The sequence below is a fragment of the Pseudomonas sp. FYR_5 genome (assembly GCF_043106315.1).
GTDB lineage: Bacteria > Pseudomonadota > Gammaproteobacteria > Pseudomonadales > Pseudomonadaceae > Aquipseudomonas > Aquipseudomonas putida_Y.
The window spans coordinates 18,705-31,054 of record NZ_JBICMK010000022.1; the positions used below are offsets into that span (position 1 = coordinate 18,705).

Annotated in this window: 11 protein-coding genes and 1 pseudogene; 7 read left to right on the forward strand and 5 right to left on the reverse strand. The window is 62.4% G+C overall.

Going from position 1 to position 12,350, the window contains the following annotated elements; translation table 11 throughout:
* Window positions 1-3: 3 nt before the first annotated feature.
* The gene (locus ACF8RA_RS02510; RefSeq protein ID WP_176682839.1) at window positions 4-216 is read right to left on the reverse strand and encodes a lipoprotein; all 213 of its coding nucleotides are present in this window, start codon (window positions 214-216) and stop codon (window positions 4-6) included.
* Window positions 217-455: 239 nt separating this feature from the next.
* Here ACF8RA_RS02510 and cyaY point away from each other — a divergent pair, with 239 nt between their 5' ends.
* From cyaY to rnk, 3 genes are all read left to right on the forward strand, one after another.
* Window positions 456-788 (forward strand): iron donor protein CyaY, encoded by a 333-nt coding sequence (cyaY, locus tag ACF8RA_RS02515; protein ID WP_004575827.1) that lies wholly within the window; start codon window positions 456-458, stop codon window positions 786-788.
* 1 nt (window position 789) lies between these two features.
* Entirely contained in the window at window positions 790-1,014 is a 225-nt protein-coding gene (locus ACF8RA_RS02520; protein ID WP_176682838.1) for a DUF1289 domain-containing protein, read from the forward strand.
* 146 nt (window positions 1,015-1,160) lie between these two features.
* A complete protein-coding gene (gene rnk / locus ACF8RA_RS02525) occupies window positions 1,161-1,571 on the forward strand; it encodes a nucleoside diphosphate kinase regulator (protein WP_003253652.1) in 411 nt (136 codons plus the stop codon).
* A gap of 63 nt (window positions 1,572-1,634) precedes the next feature.
* Here the strand turns inward: rnk and ACF8RA_RS02530 are convergent, their stop codons facing one another.
* Window positions 1,635-4,490, reverse strand: a complete 2,856-nt coding sequence (locus ACF8RA_RS02530) for a class I adenylate cyclase (RefSeq protein ID WP_392515474.1) — start codon at window positions 4,488-4,490, stop codon at window positions 1,635-1,637.
* A 166-nt stretch (window positions 4,491-4,656) separates the two neighbouring features.
* Between ACF8RA_RS02530 and ACF8RA_RS02535 the strand changes: the two genes are divergently transcribed.
* Window positions 4,657-5,109: a YaiI/YqxD family protein gene (locus ACF8RA_RS02535; RefSeq protein WP_392518753.1), complete on the forward strand. Its 453-nt coding sequence runs from the start codon at window positions 4,657-4,659 to the stop codon at window positions 5,107-5,109.
* A 137-nt stretch (window positions 5,110-5,246) separates the two neighbouring features.
* On the opposite strand, the gene elbB is transcribed toward ACF8RA_RS02535, so the two are convergent.
* Window positions 5,247-5,906 carry an isoprenoid biosynthesis glyoxalase ElbB gene (gene elbB / locus ACF8RA_RS02540; RefSeq protein ID WP_017148021.1) on the reverse strand — a complete coding sequence of 220 codons (660 nt, stop codon included), beginning with the start codon at window positions 5,904-5,906 and terminating at the stop codon, window positions 5,247-5,249.
* A gap of 112 nt (window positions 5,907-6,018) precedes the next feature.
* On the opposite strand from elbB, the pseudogene ACF8RA_RS02545 reads away from it, so the two are divergent.
* A pseudogene (locus ACF8RA_RS02545) lies at window positions 6,019-6,645 on the forward strand (sterol desaturase family protein); the annotation flags it as partial.
* A 501-nt stretch (window positions 6,646-7,146) separates the two neighbouring features.
* Here the strand turns inward: ACF8RA_RS02545 and ACF8RA_RS02550 are convergent.
* Entirely contained in the window at window positions 7,147-7,791 is a 645-nt protein-coding gene (locus ACF8RA_RS02550) for a DedA family protein (protein ID WP_176682836.1), read from the reverse strand.
* Window positions 7,792-8,002: 211 nt separating this feature from the next.
* Here ACF8RA_RS02550 and ppk1 point away from each other — a divergent pair, with 211 nt between their 5' ends.
* Window positions 8,003-10,246, forward strand: coding sequence for a polyphosphate kinase 1 (gene ppk1, locus ACF8RA_RS02555; protein WP_101196400.1), 2,244 nt, complete (start codon window positions 8,003-8,005; stop codon window positions 10,244-10,246).
* Here ppk1 and ppx read toward each other — a convergent pair.
* Window positions 10,233-11,735, reverse strand: coding sequence for an exopolyphosphatase (gene ppx, locus ACF8RA_RS02560; protein ID WP_392518755.1), 1,503 nt, complete (start codon window positions 11,733-11,735; stop codon window positions 10,233-10,235). The genes ppk1 and ppx overlap by 14 nt on opposite strands.
* 253 nt (window positions 11,736-11,988) lie before the next feature.
* Here ppx and trxA point away from each other — a divergent pair, with 253 nt between their 5' ends.
* Window positions 11,989-12,318, forward strand: a complete 330-nt coding sequence (gene trxA / locus ACF8RA_RS02565; RefSeq protein WP_003253660.1) for a thioredoxin TrxA — start codon at window positions 11,989-11,991, stop codon at window positions 12,316-12,318.
* Window positions 12,319-12,350: the final 32 nt, after the last annotated feature.

The window sequence follows — 12,350 nt, forward strand, 5'->3', positions numbered from 1 at the left end:
TCCTTACTGCGCTGGCGATTGCTCGGGCTCGGATTGCAGCTCGGGCTGCTGTTCTTGTTCCGGGGCCGGCTCGGCTTTTGGCTGGTGCTGGTGCGACTTGTGCGCTTTGCCGTTATCGCCATCTTCAGGCAGATACAGCGGGCCTTTCTGGCCACAGGCCGAAACGAGGCAGGCAACAGCGACCAGCGCCGCGAAGGAGGAAATCAGGCGCTTCATGGGTGAAATCCTTAGAAAAATGCAGTATTGCGCCCGAGTATACCGAGCGACCGGCGGCTTGCCTATGCAAGGACCGGTCCGCCGGGCGGGCTATGCTTAGCCTCTGCGCAGCCCCCTGTAGGAGCGGGCTTGCCCGCGAAGAGGCCGGTGAAGGCAACGGCTAAACCTTTGCATTCGGCGGCAAGCGCCCGTATCTTGCCCGGCTTGCCTGTAACGCAGCCAATTTCGAGGTTCCTGCAATGAGTTTGAGTGAAGCGCGTTTCCATGATCTGGTCGACGCGACCCAACAGGCCCTGGAAGATCTGTTCGACGAGAGCGGCCTGGACCTGGACATGGAGAACTCCGCCGGTGTCCTGACCGTCAAGTTCGAGGGCGGCGCCCAGCTGATCTTCAGCCGTCAGGAGCCACTGCGCCAGCTGTGGCTTGCCGACCGCTCCGGTGGTTTCCACTTCGATTACGACGAAGACAGCGGCAAGTGGGTGTGCGAAAAGAGCGAAGAGTTGCTGGGGGAAATGCTCGAGCGTATCGTCTGGGAGCGGGCCGGCGAGAAGCTGGACTTCGACGAAATCTGACATGAGTAGCGCCCAGGTCCGGCCGCCCAAGCCGCTTTACAGCAATGTCAGCCCTGCAGTGCCGTCACCGTGCATCAGCGTATGCCGGCTGGACGAACAACGGGTGTGCACCGGTTGCCATCGGCATGTCGAGCACATTCGCGAATGGCGCTCGGCCGATGACGAACGGCGCCGGCAGATCTGCCGCGAGGCCCAGGTCTTGCGCGAGCAGGCTAAGGCACACTGAGCGCAGGGGCTTGAGTATTTGCCCGGCTGTGGTAGTGTCGGGTTCTGCGTCGGTGACGCCAAAGCCTTCTCAAACCCCGCCCTTGGGCGGGGTTTTGCTTTATTTGCACGTTGAAAACTGCCTGTTCAAAGGAGTCTGACTGGATCATGAGCACCAAGCCTTCCCTCATCCTCACCCGATTGGACGTACAACGTCTGGAGCGTCTGATCGACAGCCTCGACGAGAGTACGCCGGGTGTGCTCGCCCTGCAGGACGAGCTTGACCGCGCCGAGCAGGTGGTCGGTCACGAGGAAGTGCCGGCGGGCGTGGTGACCATGAACTCGCGGGTGCACTGCCGTGAGGAAGCCAGCGGCAAGGACTACCACCTGACGCTGGTGTACCCCAAGGATGCCGGGCCGGAAGGCAAGGTTTCGATTCTGGCGCCGATTGGCTGCGCCTTGCTGGGGCTGTCGGTGGGCGAACAGATCGATTGGCCGGCCCCGGGGGGCAAGACCCTCAAGCTGAAGCTGCTGGAAGTGGAATACCAGCCGGAGGCGGCGGGCGATTACGACCTGTAAGGGCCAGTAGGCCGCTTCGCGGGCCATTTGCAGCACAAGGCTGTTCCATCTTGTGCTGCGAGTTCAGGCGCCTTCCGCCAAAACCTGCTCCAGCCCCTCATTCAAAGCCTGCTCCAGCACCCGTTTGTAGCTCAGGTATACCTGCGTTGCCCCCAGGCGGTCATCCAGCAGCTCGGACAAATCCAGGTCGGTGATATAGCACCGGTACTGCGCTGCACCACGGCGCTGACCGATGATCTGCCGGGCCACCACCGCATACAGCTGCTCACCATGTTCCAGCTCGGAAAACTCCTGCTGGTCGCAGTACAGCGTCACATGCGCCACACCCGCTACACCGGCCTGGATAATCGCCTGTACCTCATAGTAAGGCTGGTCGCTGCCCTCGGCCGGGGCCAGGCGCGGCTCGATGCTGCGTGCCTTGCCTGGGCCGGTGGGCAACAGCTGCGCGAAGTGGATATCCAGCGAGGCCGGCCGCAGGCTATCGAGGGGCAGGCGTGCATCGCGGCGCATCACCACCGAGCGCAGAAAGCGCTGCAGTGGCAACAACAGATGCGCTTCGTCATGCAGCGGCAGGCGTTGTTGCCACAATGCGTTGTATTCATCCAGCACATACACGTCGGCCCAGCCGCCCTGCAGGCGGTAGAACACCTGAATGCAGGCTGGTCGGCCTTGCTCCAGCACCAGGCGCAGGTCGTGGTCCTGCAGCGCATTGGCATCCAGGTACAGCGGGCTGTAGGCGCTGCGCTCTTCGCCCAGGTAGGCCAGTAGCGCCTCATGCTCGGCCAGGGTCGTCAGGCTGACATGCTCGGGCAGCAGCTCCAGCACATGGGTGTGTTGGGCCACCTGCAACAGGTAGCGGTGGTGTAGCCCTTGATCCCGCAGCAGCTGCGCGGTGTCGAAAATTTCCTCTACGCGCTGGCCGATAGGCTGGGCACGGCTTTGGCAGAAGCAGCGTACTCGCACCCGTGGCCGGTGGCCGCGCTGCGCCGGGCTGTTGAGGAAGTCGCGCAGGCAGCGCACCAGCGCGTGTTCGCCGTCATAGCGCTGGACCAGCACCTCGTTCCAGCTGTTGACGGTGACCTGGTCCAGGGTCAGCACCAGGTTTTCGCGTACGCCAGCGTAGCTCAACGAATCAGTGCGCTCTGTGGTCATCAAAACGTTCAGGTCGCGGTGGTGGCGCAGCGGGTCGACGCCGACGTTGACCAGCAACAACACCTCATCGGCAACGCTGGGCTGCAACAGGCGCACTTCGCTGACGGTGGGCAAGGGCAGGGTGATACTTTGCCGCAGACAGCCCAGCAGGTTGAACAGCTCGAATTCCCCGAGGTCGCTGACCCCTGGATGCAGCGCCAGGCGGGTGCTGTTGTCGATGACCCCGTTGCGATGGGCCCAGGTCAGCAGTTCGAGTAGCTCACGGCAGCGCTTGATCGGGCTGAAGTGCTGCACCTCGTGGGTGTTCAGGTTGCCGCTGTACAGCTCCCAGTGGTAGCTGCCCGGCTCCTTGCGGTTGGGTGCCTGAACCAGCGTCAGGGTGCTTTCGGCGAGGTCAGGGGCGATGCCGGGGTTGATCACTTCGACCTTGCCGGCGCGGCGCTCGAAGGCTGCGTACAGGCGCCGGCCCAACACATTGAGGTCGCGCTGGTCAGCGCGGCTGCTCGCGTTCTGGGTGCGGGCGAACTGGCTGAGGAAGCGATAACTGAGGTTAAGCTCGGCCACCAGTTCGCGGCGCTCGACGGCAACCTGCTGCACTTTCCATTGGCTGCGGCTGTCCAGCAGGGCCAGCTGGCGCTGGTCCCAGCCCCACTCGTCGGCCAGGCGCTGCAGCAGCCGGCGTTGCCAGCCTTGGCTGCGGCCTTGGGCGCTGAGCTTCTTGTTCACCTTCAGGTACAGGCTGCGCCTTACCAGCTCCAGGCGCGCGGGTTCGCCGCGTTGCAGCAGGTAACGTTCGATGCGCCGGTAGACCATCACGTAGGGGTCCAGCTCGTCGAGGTCGAGCTGGTTGGCAAACACTGCCTGCTTGTAGTCCAGGCTCAGGCAGCGCACCGCAGGGTGTTCGCTGGCGTAGGCTTCGGTCAGTAGCAGTTTGAGCAGCGATTTGTAGGGCGAGTCGATGCCTTTGAACAATTGCCACAGGCCCGCGCCGACGAACTCACCGGGCGGAATGTGCGCCAGGTTGCCAAGGTCTAGGGCGTCCTGGCTGCGGATGAAGCGTTTGGACAGCAAGGTCTGGGTGTAGCTGTAGTAGTTGTGCTCCTCGTACACAGGTACCAGCCACCACAGCGGCGTGCGCCCGGCCAGCCACAGGGTGGTGCGGTAGAACTCATCCAGCAGCAGGTAGTGCTGGGTGGTGCCGCAGTCGTCGGAGCCGAGCTGGCCATCGCGCTGACCTTGGGCGAAGCCCTGTGTATCGATCAGGAAAAAGTGTGCTTCGGCCCCCAGGCTTGCCGCCCAGACCTCCAGCAGCTGGCACTTGCGGCGCAGCTCACCCAGCAGCTGTTCGGGCAAGCCGGGTGCATGGCACACCCACAGGTCCATGTCGCTGTGCTCGGCCTGCGCCAGCGAGCCCAGGCTGCCCATCAGGAACAGGCCGTGGATTGGGCGTGGCGGGTTGCCATGCTGGGCCTTGTAGGTGAACGAGCGGGCCAGGCGTTGGGCATCTGCCACCAGCTCGGCGCTTGGCTCGTAAGCCGATACGCCCGCGGGTGTGCTGCCGGAGACGTAACCCGGCAATAACGGGTGGTTCACGTGAAACAGCAGCGGCAGCAACGACAGTACCTGTTGCTGGCGCGTTGACAGGCCCTCCTTTGCTCGCTGCAGTCGGCCCTGGTTGAGATGCAGGAAGCGCGCACGCAATGTCGCCAGGACCTTGCGGTCGATGCCTTCGTCCAGGTCAGGGCGGATTTCGTGAGGGTGGTTCATTGCGCGCTCGGGCAGGCCATTGAAGCTGTGGCGAGTTTAGCCTGAGTGGCGGGGTCGGATAAGCGGTAAATGAAATTTTGGCGCCATTTTTCCAGCGCCGGCCTGCTCCAGCTTTCGCTGCACTTCAGGCATGATGGGCGCATTGAGTTCATGTAGAGAGTGTCCAATGCGTGTATGGATCGATGCCGATGCCTGCCCCAAGGCGGCCAAGGATCTGATCGTCAAGTTCGCCCTCAAGCGCAAGTTCGAGGTGGTGATGGTGGCGGGGCAGGCTGTGGCCAAGCCGGCGTTCGCGATCGTGCGCCTGATCGTGGTGCCCAGCGGCATGGATGCGGCCGATGATTACATTGTGGAGCACGCCGTGCCTGGCGAGCTGGTGATCTGCAGTGACGTACCGCTGGCTGACCGCCTGGTGAAAAAGGGTGTAGCCGCACTGGACCCGCGTGGACGTGAGTTCGACGAGCGCAACATGGGCGACCGCCTGGCGGCGCGCAACCTGTTCACCGAGCTGCGTGAGCAGGGCCAGGTGGGGGGCGGACAGGCGGCTTATGGGGAGTGCGAGAAGCAGGCGTTTGCCAATGCATTGGACCGGATCATTGCCCGGCTCTCGAAAAGCTGAGCGCTGACATGGTTCCTGTAGGCGACAGCCCAGCGTAGCGCGGTGGATGGCACCGGCTCTGCCGGTGTTCGCGGGTAAACCCGCTCCTACAGGACCTGTGGGAGCGGGCATGCCCGCGAAGAAGCCAACGCAGTCGCTTACTCGTGCGTCAGCTCCAGCACTCGGTCCACCAGCTTGTAGATTCCGCCCGCCGCCTCGCTGATCGACTTGGCCTCCATGTACGCCGGGGTAGTCACGAGCTTGCGCTGGGTGTCTTCGACAATGTCGTGTACATCGCATTCTTCATGGGTGCCGCCCATCTTCTCGACAGCCGCCGCAGTGCCGGCATCGCTCCCGATGGTGCAGACCACGCCCGGCCCATAGATCTTCGCCGCCAGCGCCGGCGAGATGCAGATCAGGCCAACGGGTTTGCAGGCGTCGGCAAAGGCTTCGGCCAAGGCCAGCACGTCTGGGTTCACGCTGCAGTTGGCGCCTTCCACGGCAAAGTTGGACAGATTTTTTGCTGCCCCGAAACCGCCCGGTACGATCAGCGCATCGAAGTCTTCGGCCTTGGCCTCACGGATATCCTTGACCTCGCCGCGGGCGATGCGCGCCGACTCCACCAGCACATTGCGCGATTCGGGCATTTCTTCGCCGGTCAGATGGTTGATTACATGCATCTGTGCGATGTTCGGCGCGAAGCACTGCACCTGCGCACCGCGCTGGTCGAGGCGCAGCAGGGTGATCACGCTTTCGTGGATTTCGGCGCCGTCATACACGCCACAGCCGGAAAGAATCACCGCTACTTTTTTTGTCATGCTCATTACTCCAGTGTCGAGGCGCTAAATGTCCTCTAGTTTGGCAGATGTCGCCATAGGGATTCCTGCGGGTGCGGCCTAATCTTGGTGGATAACGTCTGAGGTCGCGCCCATGGACCTGATACTGCTGGCCGTGCCTTTCTTTTTTGTGCTGATAGCCGTCGAACTGGTCGCCGATCGTGTGCGTGGCCAGCGCAATTTCACCTTGGCCGATTCGATCAACAGCCTGAGTACCGGCGTACTGTCGACCAGTACCGGGCTGCTGACCAAAGGCGTAGGGCTGGTCACCTATGCCCTGGCCTTCGAGCACCTGGCGCTGCTGCGATTGCCGGCAGAGGCATGGTGGGTCTGGTTGCTGGCCTTTGTCCTGTACGACTTCTGTTACTACTGGCTGCACCGCCTGGGGCATGAGCGCAACGTGCTGTGGGCTGCGCACTCTGTGCATCACCAGAGCGAGGAGTACAACCTCACCACGGCGCTGCGCCAGACCAGTAGCGGGTTCATTTTCTCGTGGCTGTTCTACCTGCCGTTGGCGCTGCTGGGCGTGCCGCCACTGGTGTTCATCACCGTGGCCTCGCTCAACCTGCTGTATCAGTTTTGGGTGCATACCCGGCATATCCCCAAACTTGGCTGGCTTGAGTGGGTGTTGATCACGCCATCCAATCATCGCGTCCACCATGCGCAAAACCCTGCTTACTTGGATCGCAATTACGGCGGTGTGTTCATTTTCTGGGACCGTCTGTTCGGCACGTTCAAGGAGGAGGACACGGCTGAGCCGGTGGTGTTCGGGGTGACCACGCCGCTGGCCAGTTGGAACCCGCTATGGGCCAACCTGCAGTTCTATGCCCAGCTCTGGCATGACGCCCGGCGCACCACCAGCCTGTGGGACAAGCTGCGTATCTGGTTCATGCCTACCGGCTGGCGCCCGGCCGATGTGGCTGCACGCTACCCACAGGCCAAGCAGGACCTGGCGTTATTTCGCAAGTTCGAGATTGCCCTGGGGCGCGCGCAGCAAGCCTATGTGGCCGCGCAGTTCGTGGTCTACGTGGCCTTGGGCAGCTACTTGATGGACGTGGCCGAGCGCGTGCCGGTTGCCGCGCTGGTGCTCGGCTGGTCACTGATGGCGTTTGGCTTGTTCGTGCTGGGCGCGTTGCTGGAGAATCGGCCCTGGTCTGCACGCCTTGAGCTGGCGCGGCTGTTTCTGAATGCGCCGGCCTTGTACCTGGCCGGCGCCTTGGGCTTAGCGGTGGTCGTGCCGCTGGCCTGGTTTCTGCTCGTGGCCTACAGCCTGCTCAGCCTCTGGGGGCTGGGCCTGGCTCGCCGCCCTGCGCTCCGCGCGCAACGCGCGGAAGCGCCGGCGCAGCCACAGCAGACCGCCCAGCGCCACCAGGCCACCAAGCACCCATAGCTCGTAACGCTTGACGTTGCCCAGCAAGCCTTCGAGGATGGCGCCGAAGTGGTAGGCCGCGACGCCCAGGGCCACTGCCCAGATGCCCGCGCCAATCCCGTTCAGCAGCAGGTAGCGGCGTGGCGGGTAACCCGACAGGCCTATGGCCACCGGCATGACCGTGCGCAAACCATAGACAAAGCGGAAGCTCAGCACCCAGATATCAGGATGGCGGCGGATGTGGTCCAGCGCGCGGTCACCCATTGCCTGCCAGCGCGGCTTGCGCGCCAGGATCCTGCGCCCGTGGCGTCGGCCCATGAAGTACCACAACTGGTCGCCCGCGTAGCTGCCGAAGAAGGCCACCAGGCACACCAGATTGATATCCATGTAACCGCGGAACGCAAGGAAACCCGCAAGCACCAGAATGGTCTCGCCTTCAAAGAAGGTGCCTAGAAAAAGGGCGAAGTAGCCGAAATCCTGCAGGAATTGTTGAAGCATTTTCTGAGGTGCTGGCGAAATGAACGCGCAGCCTACCCCTTCGCGCGCGTTCGTGAAAGTGTCCAAATGTGTCTCGACGTGAACAATTCCAGCGCAGACAATGCCAGAGGCCTTGCCACGGCTTGCCCATGTGTGTCACACGGGCGTCATAATGGGCGCTTATCTTGCCGCTCAATAGATGATAGGGCGTTAACGTCCTCAGGAACGCCAGATGAATAATGAAGTGCTAAGCCCTGTCGCGATCAAGGATGCTCAGGAGCTCCCAGAAGAGATGGTGCAAACCCCGCCAGACCTGCCTCCGGCGGCCGAGCCTGTAGCGGAGCAGGTGGTCGAGCCTGTGGCTCCGGCGCCCGCGCCGTCCCCGGCAATCACCGTCCCTGGCCTGGACGACAGCAGCCTGTACATTCATCGCGAACTCTCGCAACTGCAGTTCAATATCCGGGTGCTGGAGCAGGCACTGGATGAGAGCTACCCGCTGCTGGAACGCCTCAAGTTTCTGTTGATCTTCTCCAGTAACCTCGACGAGTTCTTCGAGATTCGCGTCGCCGGCCTGAAGAAGCAGATCAACTTCGCCCGTGAACAGGCCGGAGCCGATGGCCTGCAGCCCCACCAGGCGCTGGCGCGCATCAGCGAACTGGTGCACATCGAGGTAGAGCGCCAGTACGCGATCCTCAACGACGTGCTGTTGCCTGAGCTGGAAAAGCACCAGATCCGCTTTATCCGCCGCCGTTACTGGACACCCAAGCTCAAGACCTGGGTACGCCGCTATTTCCGCGACGAAATTGCCCCGATCATTACCCCGATTGGCCTTGACCCGACTCACCCGTTCCCGCTGCTGGTGAACAAGAGCCTCAACTTCATAGTCGAGCTCGAGGGGGTGGATGCCTTCGGTCGCGACTCGGGTCTGGCGATCATTCCGGCGCCACGCCTGCTGCCGCGGGTCATTCGCGTGCCGGAAGAGGTGGGCGGCCCGGGCGCAAACTACGTGTTCCTGTCGTCGATGATCCACGCGCACGCCGACGACCTGTTCCAGGGCATGAAGGTGAAGGGCTGCTACCAGTTCCGTCTGACGCGTAACGCCGACCTGGCGCTGGACTCTGAAGAGGTCGACGACCTGGCTCGCGCGCTGCGCGGTGAGCTGTTCTCGCGCCGCTACGGTGACGCCGTGCGCCTGGAAGTGGCCGACACCTGCCCGAAACACCTGTCGGACTACCTGTTGAAGCAGTTCAGCCTGAGCGAAAGCGAGCTGTACCAGGTCAATGGCCCGGTCAACCTCACCCGCCTGTTCAGCATCACCGGCCTGGACAGCCATCCGGAGCTGCAATACACACCCTTCACCCCGGCGATCCCCAAGCTGCTGGCGAACGCCGATAACATATTCAGTGTGATCAGCAAGCAGGACATCCTGCTGATGCACCCGTTCGAGTCCTTTACGCCAGTGGTCGACCTGCTGCGCCAGGCCGCCAAGGACCCGCACGTGCTCGCCGTGCGCCAGACCCTGTACCGCTCGGGGGCTAACTCGGAAATCGTCGACGCCCTGGTGGATGCGGCGCGTAACGGCAAGGAGGTCACTGCGGTGATCGAGTTGCGTGCGCGTTTTGACGAAGAGTCCAACCTGCAGATGGCCAGCCGCCTGCAAGCGGCCGGTGCGGTAGTGATCTACGGCGTGGTCGGGTTCAAGACCCACGCCAAGATGATGCTGATTCTGCGCCGCGAGCAGGGTGAGATCGTGCGTTATGCGCACTTGGGTACCGGTAACTACCACGCCGGCAACGCCCGCCTGTACACCGACTACAGCCTGCTGACCTCTGACGATGCGCTCACCGAGGACGTCGGCAAGCTGTTCAGCCAGTTGATCGGCATGGGCAAGACCCTGCGCATGAAGAAGCTGCTGCATGCGCCGTTCACCCTGAAAAAGGGCATGCTCGACATGATCGCGCGGGAAACCCAGTTTGCCCTCGAAGGCAAGCCGGCGCACATCATCGCCAAGTTCAACTCGCTGACCGACGCCAAAGTCATCAAGGCGCTGTACAAGGCCAGCCAGTCGGGCGTGAAAATCGACTTGGTGGTGCGGGGCATGTGCTGCCTGCGCCCTGGCATTCCGGGGGTTTCGCACAACATCCAGGTGCGCTCGATCATTGGTCGCTTCCTCGAGCACACGCGGGTGTTCTACTTCCTCAATGGCGGCGAAGAGCAGATCTACCTGTCCAGCGCCGACTGGATGGAGCGCAACCTCGACAAGCGTGTCGAGACTTGCTTCCCGGTGGAAGGCAAGAAGTTGTTGCTGCGTGTGAAGAAGGAGCTGGAAGGCTACCTGACCGACAATACCCACGCCTGGACCTTGCAGCCAGACGGGCGCTACGTGCGCAGCACCCCGACCGGCAACCAGAACCCGCGCAGCGTTCAGGCGACCCTGCTGGAGCGCCTGAGCAACCCGGTCCTCAACGTACGCTGAGGACGAAACCGACCCGGGCCAGCCACTCCGCCTCGTTGGCGAAGTCGGCCTGGGTCAGCTGGTTCTGTTCCAGCCAACCCTCAGGGAAGGCGACATCCAGGCTGTTGTCCCCGCCGTGCAGTTCTACTTTTGGCATTTGCTGGGTGCCGCGGATGTGGTGGAACAGGATGGCAAAGCGCAGCAGCACGCACAGGCGCAGCAGCTTGACCCCTTCCTCACCCAGTTCGGCATAACGGTCCTTGGGGATGTTGCGGCGGTGCCCGCGCACCAGCAGGGCCATCATCTGCTGATCTTCCCGGGAAAAGCCCGACAGGTCCGAGTGCTCGATCAGATAAGCGCCGTGCTTGTGGTAGTGATAATGGGCAATGTCCAGCCCGATTTCGTGCACTTTCGCGGCCCAGCCCAGTAGATCGCGCCAGTTTCCTTCTTTCAGATCCCAAGCATCGGCCACCTGGTCGAATGCGTGCAACGCCTTGCGCTCGACGCGCGCAGCCTGGCCCTGGTCCACGTGATAGCGCTCCATCAGCGAGTTCAGGGTGCGTTCGCGCACGTCTTCGTGGTGGTGGCGGCCGAGCAGATCGAACAGCACGCCTTCGCGCAGGGCGCCGTCGCAGTGGTCCATGCGGTGCAGTTCAAGGGCATCGAAGATCGCTTCGAGAATCGCCAGGCCAGCCGGGAAGATGGTGCGGCGGTCTGGCTTGACGCCGTCGAAGTCGATCTTGTCGACCTCGCCCAGCTTGAACAGTTTGCGTTTGACCCAGGCCAGGCCTTCGGCGTTGACCTCGCCATTGCCCAGGCCGCCGGCCTTGATGGCGGCGCCGATGGCGCGAATGGTGCCGGATGAGCCGATCGCCTCATCCCAGGTCAGGCGGTGCAGGGCATTTTCGATGCTCATCAGTTCCAGGCGCGCGGCAGTGTAGGCCTGGGCATAGCGGGCCGGGGTGATCTTGCCGTCGCGGAAATAGCGCTGGGTAAAGCTTACGCAACCCATCTGCAGGCTTTCGCGCAGCAGCGGCTCGAAGCGCTGGCCAATGATGAATTCGGTACTGCCGCCGCCGATGTCGGCCACCAGGCGCTTGCCGGGGGTGTCGGCCAGGGTGTGTGACACGCCCAGGTAGATCAGGCGCGCCTCTTCACGGCCGGAGATGACCTCCACCGGGTGGCCGAGGATGGCTTCGGCGCGTTGGATGAATTCGTTACGGTTGCGCGCTTCGCGCAAGGCATTGGTACCGACGATACGCACGGAGCCTGCCGGCATGCCGTTGATCAGCTGGGAAAAGCGCTTGAGGCAATCCAGGCCTCTTTCCATTGCCTCTTCATTGAGCATGCGCTCTTCGTTGATGCCGGCGGCCAGCTGAACCTTCTCGCCGAGCCGCTCAAGGATGCGGATTTCGGTATGGTGGGCCTTGGCCACGACCATGTGAAAACTGTTGGAGCCAAGGTCGATGGCGGCGATCAGGGACAGGTTCTTCGCGATGGTATGCGGCATGATCTGGTTGTTCTCGGTCGTTAACCTGGCAATCGTGCCACGATAGCAGGCTATCGCCAACGCGTGGCACTCCGCCGTTGTACTGGCCTTGATGCAAGGCAATGTGCCATTCGATTCTATGACGGCCATATGACAGTTTCGATTCGCGGCGTCTTGCGCAACTATAGTTACACTCAATCGTCCGTGGCTTCCTGTCCGGCGTGGGTGCGGCTATCATGGGCCACGTTTTTTGCTTACGACCCTGGAGATATCCATGAGCAGCGATCTGATCAAACATGTCACCGACGCCTCCTTCGAAGCCGATGTCCTGAAGGCCGAAGGCGCGGTACTGGTCGACTACTGGGCTGAATGGTGCGGTCCATGCAAGATGATCGCTCCGGTTCTGGACGACATCGCTTCCACCTACGAGGGCAAACTGACCGTCGCCAAGCTGAATATCGACGAGAACCAGGAAACCCCGGCCAAGCACGGTGTGCGTGGTATCCCGACGCTGATGCTGTTCAAGAACGGCAACGTCGAGGCCACCAAGGTTGGTGCACTGTCCAAATCGCAGTTGGCCGCATTCCTCGACGCCCACCTGTGATGTGAATAGGCCCCGCAAATGCGGGGCTTTTC

Bases quoted from the DNA above. Each gene is read 5' to 3' on its own strand.
- rnk (WP_003253652.1), top strand. From the start codon at position 1,161: ATGAGCACCAAGCCTTCCCTCATCCTCACCCGATTGGACGTACAACGT.
- trxA (WP_003253660.1), top strand. From the start codon at position 11,989: ATGAGCAGCGATCTGATCAAACATGTCACCGACGCCTCCTTCGAAGCC.
- cyaY (WP_004575827.1), top strand. From the start codon at position 456: ATGAGTTTGAGTGAAGCGCGTTTCCATGATCTGGTCGACGCGACCCAA.
- ACF8RA_RS02550 (WP_176682836.1), bottom strand. From the start codon at position 7,791: ATGCTTCAACAATTCCTGCAGGATTTCGGCTACTTCGCCCTTTTTCTA.
- ACF8RA_RS02535 (WP_392518753.1), top strand. From the start codon at position 4,657: ATGCGTGTATGGATCGATGCCGATGCCTGCCCCAAGGCGGCCAAGGAT.
- ACF8RA_RS02520 (WP_176682838.1), top strand. From the start codon at position 790: ATGAGTAGCGCCCAGGTCCGGCCGCCCAAGCCGCTTTACAGCAATGTC.
- elbB (WP_017148021.1), bottom strand. From the start codon at position 5,906: ATGACAAAAAAAGTAGCGGTGATTCTTTCCGGCTGTGGCGTGTATGAC.
- ACF8RA_RS02530 (WP_392515474.1), bottom strand. From the start codon at position 4,490: ATGAACCACCCTCACGAAATCCGCCCTGACCTGGACGAAGGCATCGAC.
- ppx (WP_392518755.1), bottom strand. From the start codon at position 11,735: ATGCCGCATACCATCGCGAAGAACCTGTCCCTGATCGCCGCCATCGAC.
- ppk1 (WP_101196400.1), top strand. From the start codon at position 8,003: ATGAATAATGAAGTGCTAAGCCCTGTCGCGATCAAGGATGCTCAGGAG.
- ACF8RA_RS02510 (WP_176682839.1), bottom strand. From the start codon at position 216: ATGAAGCGCCTGATTTCCTCCTTCGCGGCGCTGGTCGCTGTTGCCTGC.